Origin of the sequence: Shewanella maritima, from assembly GCF_004295345.1 — a bacterium.
GTDB classification, from domain to species: Bacteria; Pseudomonadota; Gammaproteobacteria; order Enterobacterales; family Shewanellaceae; genus Shewanella; species Shewanella maritima.
On sequence record NZ_CP036200.1, the window covers coordinates 646,711 to 662,899 of the forward strand.

Genomic DNA, 16,189 nt, shown 5'->3' on the forward strand with positions numbered 1-16,189 from the left:
ATGAAAGATTCCAACATCGCTGTTTCACAAATATCTTTGCTAAAGCAGAAATTAAATGCCGCAAAGACAGCGTTAGATGAGATAAGCAATGATCGTAACGATAAGTTTAAAACGCTCATTCAGTTTATCGGTCACTTAAGTTTAGCTTGCAAGGGGCAAAACCTAGAGCTAGACAACAAGTTAGCTAAGTTACGTCATAACCTGCAGAATATTGATTTATTTGAAGAAGCCCTGCCCGAGCTCATTGATATTGAACGCTTACTAAAAAGCCAATATAGCCAAACCATGACGCAGCTCGAAGATAGCCGTGTTGGTTTGTCAAAAATCATTCGCCAGATCCAGCGTATCAACTCAACGCCTGACAAAGTCAAAAAAGAGATTAATTACTTTAAGCAAGATCTCAACAAGCCTTTTCACACAGTTTGGGATTACATTCCAAAAGTTGAAACCATTATTGGCTTTTATGAACAGATCCTTGGCGACACCCTAGCAAACGCTGATGACTACGAAATTTTACCGCAGCATATTCAACTTGCACGTGAGCTCGCAGTTAAGATTTCTGAAATTGAATTTAGAAAAGACCAGCGCGACCAAATTTTGGTAATGAAAGAAGTGCTGCAAGGTGAAATTACCCTTGATGTGCTGCTTGAGTCATACCAAACCATTTTAGGGCTGCTACTTGATAATATCGCCCGCGAAAAGTCTGCATCTCAAGACTTCCTATATGCGCTAAATGATGCATTAACTGTGGTACGTGACGTTGTTAACAGCTCGCACAATAATAACCAGCGTAGCCACCAATTAAAGCAGCAGTTAAATAAAGAGATTAACCTTAGGGTGAGTAATGCCGACGGCATTATTGTAGATGTAGATGATGTTACCGACCTTAAGCAGCAGCTCACATCGCAACTTAGCTCATTAAAAGATGCACTATCGCGTAAAGAAGCACTTGAGCAGCGCGAGCAAGCGATTTTGAAAAAGTCGATTGAGTCGATGCGCAAAGAGTTAAATAACATCACTCAAGAAGCCAATAGCTACAAAGAGCAGTTGTTCGAGCATCAAAAACTGAATCTACTTGACCCGTTAACTCAGCTTGCTAACCGCACAGCATTAGAAGATAGAATGGATCAAGAGTATCGTAACCATATCCGCTTTAAAACTCCGCTGTGGATCGCGATTACCGACATCGACCACTTCAAGTCTGTAAACGATAATTTTGGTCACACCACGGGCGATAAAACTCTGCAAGTCATTGCTATGGCGCTGAAAAACTCATTGCGTGAGAGTGAGTTCGTCGCCCGCTATGGTGGTGAAGAGTTCGTACTCTTGCTGCCTGATGTCAACGAAGAGCATATTTCGCAGCTGCTAAACCGGGTGCGTGAGAAGATTAAAAATATCCCATTTAAGTTTAAAAATCAGCGTATTACAGTTACGCTTTCTATCGGCGCGGCTCAAGTAATGGAAAATGAAACCGTTGAAGAAGCATTTGAACGTGCAGATTCAGCGCTTTACAAAGCGAAAAACAATGGCCGTGACCGAGTGGTGATTGACCTTTAAGCCTTGATTTAACGTACAAGTGTTTAACGTACAAACCCTCACACTATTTACTCGTACCGCTAGGTTGAAAACTGTCAGGCAAACGTATTCGAATTTGCCTGACTTTTTAGCCTATATCGTTAGCTGAGGTCATGCCCGATCCTATCTCTAGTTGGCCTATCTACTGATCTCACTAACCTAACCCTATATCGCAACAGGGAGTTGTTATGATTGTTAAAATTAGTCCCCGTGGTAGCTTAGATCAGCTGTCGCAACTTGAAGTAAACCGCCTGCAGCAAGGCGTAAAAAGTGAGCTTTATCAACTGTATCGTAACTGCTCATTAGCCGTACTCGCCTCAGGGCTAATTAGCGATAGCTCAGAAGATCTGTTCAGTGAGTACGCCTCGTTTGATATCGCAGTGTTGCAGCGTGAGCGCGGCGTGCAAATTGAGCTGACAAATCCACCTGAGCAAGCATTTGTTGATGGTGAAATTATCGCAGGTATTCAGGAGCATTTATTTGCCGTGCTTCGAGATTTGATTTACCTCAGCAACAAATATGACAACCTCAAACACATTAACTTCTCCAATGCGACTCATATCACCAATGTGGTGTTTGATATCTTGCGTAACGCCCAGGCTATCTCACCAATGAAAGACCCTAATGTTGTGGTGTGTTGGGGCGGTCACAGCATTAAAGATAACGAGTACAAATACACCAAAGAAGTGGGTTATCAATTAGGGCTACGTGAGCTAGATATTTGTACTGGCTGTGGCCCAGGCGCAATGAAAGGGCCAATGAAAGGTGCAACCATTGGTCATGCTAAACAAAGGGTTAAAAATGCCCGTTATATCGGCCTAACAGAACCAAGCATTATTGCCGCAGAGCCACCAAACCAAATCGTTAATGAATTGGTTATTTTGCCCGATATAGAAAAGCGCCTTGAAGCCTTTGTTCGTATTGGCCACGGCATTGTTATCTTTCCAGGCGGTGCGGGCACGGCTGAAGAGCTGCTGTATCTTTTGGGTATTTTGCTAAACCATCACAATCAGTCGATTCCTTTCCCCATTGTGCTGACCGGGCCTGAGTCCAGCGCCGACTACTTTCATCAAATTGATGAGTTTGTTGGCGCAACCCTTGGCAAGCATGCGCAAAACAAGTATCAAATCGTGATTGACGACCCAGTCAAAGTCGGACAAATCATGAAACAAGGCATGAGTGAGGTAAAACAATACCGCCTGAAAACTGGTGATGCTTATCAATACCAATGGTCACTAAAAATTGAGCCTGAATTTCAATTACCTTTTGATCCAACCCATGAAGTTATGGCAAATTTAGACCTTAACTTTCAGCGCAATAGTGCCGAGCTTGCCGCGCATCTGCGAAAGGCATTTTCAGGTATTGTCGCTGGTAACGTAAAAACTGAGACCATGGCGTTAATTGAGCAGCACGGTCCATTTGCTATTAAAGGCGACCCTAAGTTAATGGCTTTGCTCGACAAGCTGCTGCAAGCCTTTGTTGACCAACAAAGAATGAAGCTACCAGGCAGCGACTACACGCCCTGCTATACAATAATAAAATAATGAATAATCTGCTGATCATTGACGGACTCAACCTAGTTAGGCGCATTCATGCAGCCCTACCAGATGAAAATGACATCACTACCGTTACCAATAAAACGCTAAGTGCCTGTCATAGCTTGATAGGCACTCACTCCCCTAGCCATGTCATTGTGGTTTGGGACGGTGATGCAGAGTCTTGGCGCAAAAAGCTATACGCTGACTATAAAAAAGGCCGTAAGCCAATGCCTGAGGCTCTCGCTAACGGGCTTGAAGGTATTAAAGCATCGCTCGCTGAGCAGCATATCCATTCATTAGATGCAGCGTCAGAAGCTGACGATGTCATTGCAACACTGGCTTTAAAAGTCGCTGAGAAAGGCAAGGTTGTGATTGTCTCGACCGATAAAGGATTTAGTCAGCTGCCGCAAAACAACCTATTGTTATGGGACTACTTTAAAAAGGCTGAGTTTGACTTGCTTGCCTATGAGCAAAAGCTTGGCGTGCAGCAACACCAACTGCTGGACTTTATAGCGCTTGCTGGCGATAGCGGCAATAAAATCCCCGGCATTAATGGTATCGGCCCAAAATCTGCCGCAGATTTATTATCTAAGTTTCGTAATCTTGCCAATCTGTATCGCTCGCTGGATAACCTCGGTGCCAAGCAGGCTAAAAAACTTGCAGACGGCAAAGATATGGCAAGACTCAGCTACAAGCTTGGGCAATTACAGACAAACATTCCGCTAAATATTAATTTGAAACAATTTAGACTCTCCCAAACCAGTAAATAACTCTTTCGATGACTTGTAACAAAGTTGTTACTTAGGTAGCGTTAGCAAGGATAATTTTTGATAGTAATACCAATTGGTATTAGAACTGGATGGAACCGTTGTGATTAATAAAGCCCCTGTGGTCATTGGTGGTGTATTTATCGCCTATTTAGTGTTTGTTGGCGTCACTATGACTGTTTATGAACCTAGCCCTGATGATAGGCCTTGGGAAGACAGGCAAGAGCATAATGCCCGCCAAATGAGTGATTTAGAGTTCGGCTACACCATCAAACAGGTCAATCAGCTGCTTGGCAGTGCAGACTTTGTTGAAGCGAAACAAAGCGATGATGGTAACTTTAAATTGATGTATTACCGCACCCACCATCAAAAGTCTGACAGTAAGACCACCAAAGATGAGTGTACTCCACTGCTATTTAAAGACAGCCAGCTTATCGCTTGGGGACAGGACACTATCGCCCAGTATATGGAGTTGCCTGTACTACTTGGTTTAAACAACTAGCATTCAAACCATCTGCTTGATGCGCTTGCATCAAGCAACTTCCATTTACTGAAGATATTAGCGGTTTCGGAAAAACTGCTGAATAGCAAACTCGTCTGAAGCTTTTTGCTCTCGCTTGGCTTCAGCAGCTTGTGCGGCGAGGCGCTTCTTCTCAATGAGCATTTCGACCGCTTTACGCTTTTGCTGCTTCTGTTGCCAATTTTCTTGGCGATAACCAACCTGCTTTTCAGACTCTTTTACTGCGCTGACTTGCTGAGCAATGGCATCATCGATTTGTTTAATAAAACGATGAAACTGATGATATTGACTGGCACTGAGTGATTGTCCCTGCTGAGCACCAATTTGCTTCATGTAATCTAAACGATAGTCGTTAAGCGCAGTGAGCTGGTTTTGCCCTTTCTGCAGCTCAAGGCGTGCCGACTTTAGCTGCAACGAGGCTACCTCTTCTTCATCAGCGGCAATTTTTAATACGGTTTTTAATGGGTCAGGTTTAGCCATTAGCTACCTCTTACTGACACTGACCCGCGATTTGCGACATCATCAAGTGACTATCGTCAAAACTAATCGCATCTTTGAAGCTTTGCTGCAAAAACGCATTCATCGCTGGCTGTAGCCTAATGGCGTTATCTATACGTGGGTCACTACCTTGTGAGTAGGCACCAATGGAGATCAGATCTTTATTTTGCTGATACAGGGAGTACATTTGCTTCACTTTGCGCATTGAGTCTAAATGCTCGTCGGTGATCACCATAGGCGCAACACGGCTAATGGATGCTTCAATGTCAATAGCAGGGTAATGGCCAGAATCAGCGAGCTGCCTTGAGAGCACCACGTGACCATCTAGAATCGCTCTTGAAGCATCGGCAATCGGGTCTTGTTGATCGTCGCCCTCAGTCAGCACGGTATAAAACGCAGTAATCGACCCCTGACCTGGACCGCCATTACCGGCGCGCTCAACCAGTCTTGGCAATTTAGCAAAAACCGATGGTGGATAACCTTTGGTCGCCGGCGGCTCACCCACGGCTAACGCAACCTCACGCTGCGCCTGAGCATAACGAGTTAAACTATCCATTAGCAGCAATACGTTATAGCCAAGGTCACGAAAATACTCAGCAATGCGGGTAGACGTTTCACAGGCGCGCAGACGCATCAGTGGCGAAGTATCAGCAGGCGCAGCCACCACCACAGAGCGCGCTCTGCCCTGCTCACCTAAAATCTCCTCAATAAACTCTTTCACTTCTCGGCCACGTTCACCCACCAGCCCTACGACAATAATGTCTGCTGTTGTGCCGCGGGTCATCATGCCAAGTAGTACAGATTTACCCACACCTGAGCCAGCAAACAGCCCCATACGCTGGCCTTTTCCCACGGTCAGCATGGCATTAATTGCTCTCACGCCAACATCTAATGGTTCACTAATTGCTCGTCTTGAAAGTGGGTTAATGGATGGTGCATGACGCGACGCTTTTTGGTCGGTATTTAGCGGCCCTAAGCCATCGAGCGGCTCACCGCCGCCATCGAGTACGCGGCCTAGTAATGATAAGCCGACATTGAGACCTGACTGCTCGCCCAAAGGCTGTACCCGTGCACCAGGCAAAACACCTCTAAGCTCTTCAACTGGCATTAAATACAGCAGTTTGTCATCAAAACCAATTACCTCGGCAACGAGTTCACCTGCAACGGTTTCAATGCTACAAAGGCTACCTACTGGTGCTCGACAACCTGTGGCCTCTAAGGTTAGTCCCACAACACGCACTAACTGGCCGCTAGCTACTGGGCGCAATGGAGGCACCTTTTGTCCAAACGTTTTTATCTTATTGAGTAGCTGATGCTCACGCGTTGCCATTAGTCAGCCTCTTTAATACTGTCTGAATCGACATCAGGCTCTGCTTGCAGATTAACTGCTTGTGGCACTGCGCCATCAGCTTCAGTGCTTTCATCGCCAACGTCACCTTGACCATTGTGGGCTTCAACATCTTGAGTGTCAGCACCTTCTGCGGCTACATCTTCTATTTCAGCATAGTCAGGAGACTGAGCTTGAGGAGCCTGTTCAGATGACGGTTGAATTGGAGGCTCAGAAGAAGGCTTAGCAACAGTTTGATAATTCGATTCAGCTTTGTATTCGTGCAATTGATGGTGCTGCTGGCTCAAGTTTGATTGCATTTCAGAAAATACTTGATTCACTCGCTGCTCTAGCGATAAATCTACGCTTGAACGCTGACTTTCAATGATGCAATCACTCTCACCTAACGCGGGGTCAATATCAATTTGCCAGCTATTTTTCGTAAGTTGCTGTTCGCTATAGCTTTCACTAATTAACTCAGCGTTTGCCATATTGACCTTAATGGTGACAGCTTGGTCTTTGATTGGCAGCGCAGCAATACCTTGGCGCATAACCGATAAAATGTGCTCAGGTTTAGTTTGAATTTCATGGCATACCACCGCTTTGGCAAGCGCCATGGCTACAGAGAGTAATTCGTTCTCTACTTCTGCATCAACAATCTGCAGTGGCTTTTCGATTTGCGCTACCAGTTGAGACAATTTCTCAAGCACTTGCTGAGCGCGCGCTTGACCTGCTTCAAAACCTTGTTGTTCGCCTTGTTCAAAGCCTTCTTTGTGGCCTTGCTCTAGTCCTTCTAGACGACCATTCTCAAGGCCTTGCTGATACCCCTCTTGCTTGCCCGCTTCAAAGCCTTCCTTTTCCGCGGCTAGGCTCATCTCTTCTAGCTGAGCAAGCGTCAAAGGCTCGACGCTTTCTTCTTCGCTCACTTCAGGCTTGTGTGGCTGAGCTGCAACTCTACCAAATAGGTTGGAAATACTGGTATCAGGCTCTTCAGTGACATCTGGAAGCTGCCAGTGACTAAACTCTTGGTCTTTGGTCATAGTGACACCTTTGATGTTAACTCTTATGCGTTTTGCGCTTTGTTCTATACATTATTCGTCAGGCGCATGTTTAGTGATGACAAACTTTAGTGGCAATGATGAATATAGTAAGCCTACAAGAACTCTTCACCGCCACCGCCGCCAAGCATGATTTCACCGCTGTCACTCAAGCGACGCGCAATCGACAAGATTTCTTTTTGTGCCACTTCCACTTCACTAATACGAATTGGACCCATAGCCTCAAGGTCATCACTTAACAACTCTGCGGCACGTTTAGACATATTACCCAAAATTTTCTCTTTAAGGGCTTCATCAGCACCTTTAAGTGCCTTCATCAATACATCTTGTTGCACTTCACGTAGCAATGCCTGAATACCACGATCGTCCACATCAATAAGGTTATCAAATACGAACATAAGATCTTGAATTTGCTGAGCCATTTCTTCATCAGACTCACGCATGGTTTCCATAATCTGACTTTCAACGCCAGTATCAAGGAAATTCATAATATTTGCAGCTGCTTTCAAGCCGCCCATCTTCGCCGCTTGTGCACCACCTTGACCAGCAAATTGTTTCTCCATGATGTCGTTAAGCTCTTGCAGTGCCGCAGGCTGAACTTCTTCAAGGTTAGCAATACGCATCATCAAATCTAAACGGGTATTTTCAGGGAACTGGCTGAAAATCTCGGCGGCCTGATCGGGCTCTAGGTATGACAACACAATAGTCTGAATTTGTGGATGCTCATTTTGAATAATGGTGGCAACTTGGCGTGCGTCCATCCACTTGAGCGAGTCTAAGCCTTTCGCGCCGCTGCCCATGATGATTTGTTCAATCAGGTTGCCTGCTTTATCTTCACCAAGCGCGGCAGTTAAGGCTTTACGGACAAACTCTTCGCTGTTAAAACCAATCGACGAGAACTTTTGAATGTCGTCTAAAAACAACTTATGAACGCCAATCACCTTTTCTTGACCAAACTCTTCCATCGCCGCCATCGCCATACCGACCTTTTGTACCTGTTTAGGCTCAAGGTGTTTTAATATCGATGCCGCATCTGCTTCGCTTAAACTCAGCAACAAAATGGCGGTTTTTTCAATACCGGTAACGGAATCTGGGTCAAACGACGCAACTGCTTTTTCTACGTCTTGTTCGTTATCATTGCTCATCGTCTTGTAACCAATTCTTCACTACTTGGGTGGACAGTTCAGGCTCATTCGCAACAAGGGCGCGAATAGCTTTAATCATATCATCATCTTTATGCAGATTAGGGATTTGAATTGAGCCATCGTCCGCATAGCTGTATTCCGCTTCTTTGGTATTTAACATACCTAAGGTATCAGCTGCGTATTGATCTTCAATTTCAGCAAGCTCATTACCTAAACGGGTTTCTTCTGGTAAATCTGGGCCCTCAGGGTTTAATAATTTGCTCATCATAGGGCGAACCACTAAGAAGGCTAACAGCAGCATACCAACAAAACCAAGGCCAAACTTCACTGCGCGCCAGAACCATGGCTGTTCCCACATTTCAGGCTCTGGCAGTTCAACTAGTAATTGATCCATAAATGGCACAGTCACCACTTCTAACACGTCACCACGTTGACTACTAAAGCCAACTGCACCTTCAAGCAAACGGCGGATGTTAGTTAATTCCTGCTCTGTACGTGGTACGCGAGTGACCTGGCCATCCTCACCTGGCGCGCCAGACTTAAAGTCTACAGCCACTGACACACTTACTCTACGTACTGTGCCGATTTGCTGACGGGTATGGCTAATAGTGGTATCTAACTCAAAATTACGGGTCGCTTCTCTAAATGAGTCACCTTGCTGACGATTGGTTTCTGTACCGGCACCCGCTTCTTCAGGAATATTTGACTCCATTGGCGGTTGATTGGTTAGTGCGCCAGGAATACCGCCTACACCGCCAGAGGTTGAGTTACGCTCCACAGTCATTTCACTACGAACAGCAGGTAAGTCAGGAGAAAAACGCTTTGCAGTTTGCTCAACCGCCGTAAAATCCATATTCACGTCAACTTGAGAGGTAAAGTTCTCCGGACCAAGGATTGGCATCAAGATTGAGTCAATCTTCTTACGGTATTCTGCTTCTTTTTGTTGGACTAGCTCTAGTTCTCGGCGGGCACGAGCTGATGTACCTTCTTGACTACCTGAATTAAGTAAGCGGCCATTTGAATCAGTAACGGTAACACGTGATGGCTCTAACCCTTGCACGGCAGAAGCCACAATATCAACGACACTATCGACTTCCTCCTGACCTAACCCGCCGCGGCGTACGTTCACAACTACCGTTGCACTAGGTTTAGATGCATTGCGGGCAAATACGTTTTCTTTAGGTAAGGCCAAAATAACTTTGGCGCGGCTGATGCTGTTTAACTCTTCAATAGCGCGAGCAAGATTAAGCTCCTGACTGTGCTTGAGGCGCGCTTGCTCCATGCGCTGACTCACGCCAAATCCGCTGTCTTTACTTAGGTAATCATCAGCGGGCGCTGCACTATCAACTCCGGCGCGGCTAAGCAGCAATTTTACGTCCTGGTATTTATTCTCAGGAATGCTTAACACATCAACATTGATTTTGTATGGGATTTGGTTCTTATCCAGCACATCAAGTACCTGGATCATTTGATCCGTTTCCATCTTACCTAACGGGCGATACTCTGGCTCTTGCGCCCAGATCATAATAATCACAGCAACAGCTAAGCAGATAGCAAGGCCCAGGATCATGATCACCTGGCGCATCATATCTACGCCACCCAGGCTGCTAAGTAAGCCTGGTTTGTTCTCTTGTTGGATACCTGTATCTACTGTGGTATCCGTTCCAACCATCACATCTGTGCTCACGATAATTACCTATTTAATCTAAATAACTGTCAATCACTGTCTGCCAACACCAACTAAGAAAGTCACTAAATGTGGCTATACTGGCATGCTCATAATTTCTTTATATGCTTCTACTAACTTGTTGCGAACCTGCACGGTTGCTTCAAAAGCTACACCGGCTTTCTCACGCGCAATTACCGTGTCTGATAACGTCACAGTTGTATCACCCATATCAAGGCGCGTTGCCAAGTTTGCCGAGTTCTTTTGCAGCCCACTTACATTGCCAACTGCATCTGACAACAGCTGACCAAAATCAGCTCCCGATGTGTTGTTTACCTGCTGAGTTAATCCAGGACGAATGTTGGTGTCAATTGAAGGAGCAATTTCACCACGTAGTGATTGCATTTCTTGTAGTAGTGGGTTGTTGCTGATCTGCATGTTTAACTCCTTCGTCGATTAATTGACGGCATTCTCAATCTATATAGAGTTAAAGCAATTAGGATGCCAACAGAATAACTGTTGAACTTTTTAGGGAAGTGATTGTTGATTAATTCAGCAAGTGTTGCTGTTTCTTGTGAGGTTTAGCTACACAAAGAGAATAGCCTGCTGCTGATAACAGCATACAGGCTACACTTATTCATATGCACTTAGGCAGGGATCTGAATACCCATATCGCGCATTTTTGCCATCTTGTACCTTAGTGTTCTGGCACTGATCCCAAGCTTTTCAGCAACTTGTTTACGGCTACCATTGCACTGATTCAAGGTCTCAAGAATAATCACGTGCTCTTGCGCTTTAAGCTCACTACCTAGCGCTTCCACTTGTGGCGCACTAGTCACTTCTGCTGCGGGTTCAACCGCAGCTGGCACGTCAGCGCTATCGAGAATAATGTCGTTAGCACTGATTTCATCACCGACTCGTAAAATCAAGGCGCGCTGCACCACGTTATCTAGCTCTCGCACATTCCCCGGCCAGCGATGAGTCAGTAACCGCCGCGTGGCGGCTTCATCAAGTGTTGGCACAGGTGTGATTGCCAAGCGCTCAGCATGTTTAGCCAGTAAGTGATTAGCAAGTGGAATAATATCCGCGGGGCGCTGGTTTAACGCTGGCCAAGTCAGAGGAAATACATTGATGCGGTAGTACAAATCTTCCCTAAACTCACCTGAAGTTGCCATGGCTTTCAAGTCTCGGTTTGAAGTTGCCAGTACGCGCACATCAAGCTTGATGGTCTTACGTCCGCCTAAACGCTCTACTTCCCGCTCTTGCAAAACTCGGAGCAGTTTTGCTTGTAGACCCAATTCCATCTCAGAGATTTCATCAAGCAGTAAAGTTCCGCCATGGGCTTGCTCGAATTTACCAGGACAGGCTTGATAAGCACCGGTAAAAGCGCCCTTCTCGTAGCCAAACAACGTCGCCTCTAGCATGTTTTCAGGAATAGCCGCACAGTTAATAGCTACAAACGGCGCTTCATGGCGTGGGCTGTTGTCGTGAATATAACGCGCCATCACCTCTTTACCCGAACCACTAGGCCCCATGATCATCACTGACGCATCTGAGCTAGCAACACGTTTAGCTAAATTCAGCAATGCCAAAGATTTATCATCTGCCGCTACCGGTTGCCCAGAGTTGTCATTAAGGGGTAAGTAGCGTGACACCTGATTCAGTAATACTTCAGGTGCAAAAGGCTTGGCGAGGTAATCTACCGCACCTTGCTTAATCGCTTCTACCGCGCTGTCAATGGTGGCAAATGCGGTCATCAACAACATAGGCGTTTTAGGGTGATGTTGCTGTAAATAATTCAGCAAACCTAAACCACCAATACCTGGCATTTGTACGTCGCTTATCACCATATCAAAGGTATTTTGCTTTAGCGCCATAATCGCATCTTCAGCACTAGCAACATTAACGCACTCATATTGAGCGAGCATTAGGGTATCAAGTAATGCCTCACGTAAAGATGCATCATCTTCAACTAACAGTAATTTCGCTTCAGGCATCTTGTCCTCCTTGACGAGCATTTTGCTTATTAAAGGTTAGTCGGAAATGACAGCCCTCGCCCGGTTTGCTTTTAAGTTGAATATCACCTTGATGATTACGCACTACTGATTGCACCACGGCTAAGCCGAGGCCTGTACCTTGTGACTTTGTGGTGAAGAAAGGCTCTAAAATTTGCTTAGCGTTGGCACTGTCGAGACCCTTGCCATTGTCAATCACATCAATAAACACTTGCTGCTGATCTTCACTCGCAACAATTTTGACTAAGTTAGCACCGGCTTCCAGCGCATTAATGATTAGATTGTTAAATGCTGAGCTTAGGGCGCTAGCATTGGCTTGTATCTGGCTCTCACTGGTATTTTCAACGGTTAGTTCGCAACTATGCTTAAGCGCAATCGGCTCACAGTTATCCATAACACGCTCAATCAGCTGACCTAGCGTCACTGTATCAGCTAGTTCATCCTGGCGACCTTTAGCCATTAGCAGCATGTCATTTACTTGGCGCTCGAGCTCATTTAATCGGTCGACAAGTTTGGTTTGAAAACGCTGCTTGGCGGATTCTGTTAGTTTAGGACTACCAAGATTTGATGCATACAGCAGCGCTGCAGACAATGGCGTGCGCACCTGATGAGCCAATGATGCTACCATTTTTCCTAGCGCAGATAGGCGTTGCATGTGTGATAAATTCTTTTGGAGTAAGCGAGTTTCTGTTAAGTCTGTTAACACTATCAACTGGCCAGGCTCTGGAGTCAGAGGGGTAATCGCCAATTTAACCCTACGGCCATTTTTCAGCGATACCTCATGACCATCGTCTTTTTGCGGCGCAAATGAACGATTGATAACATCAAACCACTTTGCCCCTTGCAATGGCCTACCTAACAATTCCGTTGCAACTGGGTTAGCGAGTGTTACTACACCATTACCATCAATAATGACCACTCCAGACGGCATAGCCTGAAGAATGTGCGCCATTTGATTAGACATATTCGCCGCCTCTTTTAAGGTAGAAATAGTCATACTTGCATCCGTGCTTGGTGCTTCAACTGATTGACAATCCACTTGCCTAAGCGCTGCCTGAGGCTGCTTATCATTGTTCGATTGATATTCAGTGATAGCTTGAGCTGAATACATGGAAACTCCGTCAAAAGATTTACGTTTGACGTTACTCTGCACGTATCATGCCAATGGTTAATGTTCGCTAACACGCTAATTCATATTAGCCCCAGTGAGATCTGAAATAGTGCCAGAGCAAACACTAAGCAATATTCAAATCAAAAACTCGCGGCAAAGCCAAACCTCAGCTCATATTAAAGCAGATGTGTCGATTAATTTAATTTGCAATAAAGCTTAAAGAATGACTACTGAAGGCTAATAGAAGTCAGCACTTGCGCTGTTAAGCCTAGTTCAGTTAGCTTAATTTAGCTCAGCTTTGACAAGGATAAAAGCCGGCGCTCAGGTACAAAAAAACCTGCTGCTGCAGGTTTTTATTTAAAGCACCAATTTAGGCTTAGTCTTTGCCCATGCCATACTTTCGCATTTTCTCAACTAGAGTGGTACGGCGGATACCAAGCATTTCTGCGGCCCTAGCAACGACACTATCTTGTTGCTCAAGCGCTTGACGGATCATGTCGATCTCTAACTCTGCAAGTAAATCTTTCAGATTCACCCCTTCTGGAGGAAGCTCTGTAGGGAAACGAGTCTCAGGGATCTCAACAGGCTCTTCATCATTAAAGATTGAAGCCAATGCATCTCGTTCAAGTTGCTCTTCACTGACCTCAACAGAGTACTCTGGTACGTCAATATGGCGATACTTCCTTGGCAAATCGTTAACATCAACTAGACCACCAGGGTACAGAATAGTTAAACGCTCAACCAAATTAGATAATTCGCGCACATTGCCTGACCAGGTATGCTCTTTAAGTGATTCAATAGCACGTTGAGTAAAACGAACCTTACCACGACCTTCATTAAACACGCGGCTAACAAGCTCTTGCAAAAGCAGTGGAATGTCTTCACTACGCTCACTCAATGCAGGCATTTCAATTGGGAAAACATTGAGACGATAGTATAAATCCTCGCGAAACTCGTTTTCCTCAATCATGGATTCAAGATCACGATGAGTTGCAGCGACAACGCGAACATTAGTATTAATGGTTTTGCTGCCGCCCACACGCTCAAACACACGTTCCTGTAATACGCGCAGTAACTTTACCTGCATCTGCAGCGGCATATCACCAATTTCGTCAAGGAATAAGGTACCGCCCTCAGCCAATTCAAAGCGGCCTTTACGAGCTGAAATAGCGCCTGTAAACGACCCTTTTTCATGACCAAAAAGCTCGCTTTCTAATAACTCAGGAGGAATCGCACCACAGTTAACAGGAATAAATGGGCCATCACGGCGTTCTGACATGTAATGAATATTACGCGCCACAACTTCTTTACCGGTTCCTGACTGGCCTAACACCAATACTGTTGCATCTGACCCTGCGACTTGATTTATCAAGTGGCGTACGTTTGCAATACCGTTACTGCGACCGACAAGGCTACGGAAAAGTTTGGTTTGATTACCACTGGTAGGAACTTGTTCTTTTTTGACTTGGCCGAACACCTGACAAAAGTGCAGCAGCTCGGTCAATTGAGGGTAACTTAGCGGCTCTTCAACGATACCCAAAATATTGGAAAGTTTCAGCTCAGCTGCACCGAGCAACAAAATCGGTTGCCAAGGCGCAACAGAAGAAATGTTTTTGATAGATTCAGGGACAACTTCATCAGTTGCAATGACAAGAGCTCGATAACGAGCAGCTTCTAGCAGCTCAACCAACGCATCTGCAGTTATAATTTCGCACTGTTCTCCCAAAAACTCGAAAATACAGCACAAGCGGGAAACGCGTTCTGATGGGGTTCCGACAATTAAGATTTTTTGTTCTATTTGCATCATTCAGAAAGCCAAGCTTTAAAAAGTACTAGGTTTACGTTGAGTCATCTCTCCAGAGTAAGCTGAAGTGTTTAATAGTAATCACTATAATGTGACTTTCTTTTACTATAAAAATCCACTTACATACTGTAATTTAGCCTGCTCAACGAACCGTCATTTCGCTATGCAGATATTTCTACTTTCACTACACAATTCACCGACACTTACACATAAGTATTAGCATTCGGTACGAATATACAAATAGTGTATTAAGCTGAAGCTATTAGCAAGCACTGACTAAATATAATCAAACACTCGGTTGATTTTAGTTCAATTTTGCTCACTTTATCAGCTTTTTTAACGCTTTATGGTATGACCGTCAGATTACAGGCACAAAAAAAGACGCCCGAAAGCGTCTTTATTCACTAAAGCTTAATTAGCGCTATCAGCACTACTCATATGATGCTCGTCAGTAGGGATAGCATCCCAACCTTCCTTGATGGTACGTAGGATCTCTGACACATCATCGATAGCGTTCACATCATTATTGATGTTGGCTTCGGAGAGCTTTATCAACATAAAATCATACAATCGACTTAGGTTAACGGGGATATCTCCGCCTTCGTCCATGTTTAAACTGTTATTTAGTCCATTGATAAGCCCGATGGCCTTACCAATGAAAATCCCTTTGTTCTCAATATCATTGCGCTCAATAGCGAATCGAGCTTGCGCTAAACGCTCTAACGCCCCACTGAACATCATCTGAATGATCCTATGAGGGGAAGCAACTGCAATCTCACTTTCAAGGGAAACTTTACGATAAGACTGTAATGAACCTCTCATCTTTCACCTACCTATTTAAATCTATGTCTTTGTAAACGTTAATTTTTCGCTTGTTTGACTGACGCGTAGTCAGCAAGTCACGACGATGAATTAGCGCTTTATTGGCTTTAGCGGCAAACTCTTGAGTTAACTGAAGTTGAGCCTGCACCTCTTGTTGCGTCACATCCTCACTTTCGATAATAGCTTGTACGAAAGTTTGACGCTCACCAATAAGGTGTAGCAAGGTTTGTACCAACAAATCAGATTTTTCTTCTTCTGCTGGCGTGGTGTCTATCGCATCGAGGAGCAACCCAATCTCATGATTGAGCTGCTCAATATCATTATACTGCTGCAATTTAGTTAC

Annotated in this window: 15 protein-coding genes; 4 read left to right on the plus strand and 11 right to left on the minus strand. The window is 44.9% G+C overall.

Annotated elements, in window-relative coordinates:
- The 4 genes from EXU30_RS02790 (at position 1) to EXU30_RS02805 (ending at position 4,382) form a co-directional block, all read left to right on the plus strand.
- The gene (locus tag EXU30_RS02790; protein ID WP_130597712.1) at positions 1–1,557 is read left to right on the plus strand and encodes a GGDEF domain-containing protein; all 1,557 of its coding nucleotides are present in this window, start codon (positions 1–3) and stop codon (positions 1,555–1,557) included.
- A 206-nt stretch (positions 1,558–1,763) separates the two neighbouring features.
- A complete protein-coding gene (ppnN, locus tag EXU30_RS02795; protein ID WP_130597713.1) occupies positions 1,764–3,119 on the plus strand; it encodes a nucleotide 5'-monophosphate nucleosidase PpnN in 1,356 nt (451 codons plus the stop codon).
- The gene (xni, locus tag EXU30_RS02800) at positions 3,119–3,883 is read left to right on the plus strand and encodes a flap endonuclease Xni (protein ID WP_130597714.1); all 765 of its coding nucleotides are present in this window, start codon (positions 3,119–3,121) and stop codon (positions 3,881–3,883) included. Before ppnN ends, xni begins: the two co-directional genes overlap by 1 nt.
- A 100-nt stretch (positions 3,884–3,983) precedes the next feature.
- Positions 3,984–4,382 (plus strand): DUF3192 domain-containing protein, encoded by a 399-nt coding sequence (locus EXU30_RS02805; RefSeq protein ID WP_130597715.1) that lies wholly within the window; start codon positions 3,984–3,986, stop codon positions 4,380–4,382.
- Between the two features lie 57 nt (positions 4,383–4,439).
- On the opposite strand, the gene fliJ is transcribed toward EXU30_RS02805, so the two are convergent.
- The 11 genes from fliJ to EXU30_RS02860 form a co-directional block, all read right to left on the minus strand.
- Entirely contained in the window at positions 4,440–4,880 is a 441-nt protein-coding gene (gene fliJ / locus EXU30_RS02810) for a flagellar export protein FliJ (protein WP_130597716.1), read from the minus strand.
- 10 nt (positions 4,881–4,890) lie between these two features.
- Complete coding sequence (fliI, locus tag EXU30_RS02815) at positions 4,891–6,228, minus strand: flagellar protein export ATPase FliI (protein WP_130597717.1); 1,338 nt, start codon at positions 6,226–6,228, stop codon at positions 4,891–4,893.
- Positions 6,228–7,265 (minus strand): flagellar assembly protein FliH, encoded by a 1,038-nt coding sequence (fliH, locus tag EXU30_RS02820; protein ID WP_130597718.1) that lies wholly within the window; start codon positions 7,263–7,265, stop codon positions 6,228–6,230. Before fliH ends, fliI begins: the two co-directional genes overlap by 1 nt.
- 113 nt (positions 7,266–7,378) lie before the next feature.
- A complete protein-coding gene (gene fliG, locus EXU30_RS02825) occupies positions 7,379–8,428 on the minus strand; it encodes a flagellar motor switch protein FliG (RefSeq protein ID WP_130597719.1) in 1,050 nt (349 codons plus the stop codon).
- Entirely contained in the window at positions 8,418–10,100 is a 1,683-nt protein-coding gene (gene fliF / locus EXU30_RS02830) for a flagellar basal-body MS-ring/collar protein FliF (protein WP_423213373.1), read from the minus strand. Before fliF ends, fliG begins: the two co-directional genes overlap by 11 nt.
- 90 nt (positions 10,101–10,190) lie before the next feature.
- Positions 10,191–10,532 (minus strand): flagellar hook-basal body complex protein FliE, encoded by a 342-nt coding sequence (gene fliE, locus EXU30_RS02835; RefSeq protein WP_130597721.1) that lies wholly within the window; start codon positions 10,530–10,532, stop codon positions 10,191–10,193.
- A 209-nt stretch (positions 10,533–10,741) separates the two neighbouring features.
- Entirely contained in the window at positions 10,742–12,091 is a 1,350-nt protein-coding gene (locus tag EXU30_RS02840) for a sigma-54-dependent transcriptional regulator (RefSeq protein WP_130597722.1), read from the minus strand.
- Complete coding sequence (locus tag EXU30_RS02845; RefSeq protein ID WP_130603203.1) at positions 12,084–13,106, minus strand: sensor histidine kinase; 1,023 nt, start codon at positions 13,104–13,106, stop codon at positions 12,084–12,086. The genes EXU30_RS02840 and EXU30_RS02845 overlap by 8 nt, the downstream gene beginning before the upstream one ends.
- 490 nt (positions 13,107–13,596) lie before the next feature.
- A complete protein-coding gene (locus tag EXU30_RS02850; RefSeq protein ID WP_130597723.1) occupies positions 13,597–15,027 on the minus strand; it encodes a sigma-54 dependent transcriptional regulator in 1,431 nt (476 codons plus the stop codon).
- A 408-nt stretch (positions 15,028–15,435) separates the two neighbouring features.
- On the minus strand, positions 15,436–15,846 hold the full coding sequence (fliS, locus tag EXU30_RS02855; protein ID WP_130597724.1) for a flagellar export chaperone FliS: 411 nt from the start codon (positions 15,844–15,846) through the stop codon (positions 15,436–15,438).
- A gap of 7 nt (positions 15,847–15,853) precedes the next feature.
- Positions 15,854–16,180, minus strand: a complete 327-nt coding sequence (locus EXU30_RS02860) for a hypothetical protein (protein WP_130597725.1) — start codon at positions 16,178–16,180, stop codon at positions 15,854–15,856.
- Between the last annotated feature and the right edge of the window lie 9 nt (positions 16,181–16,189).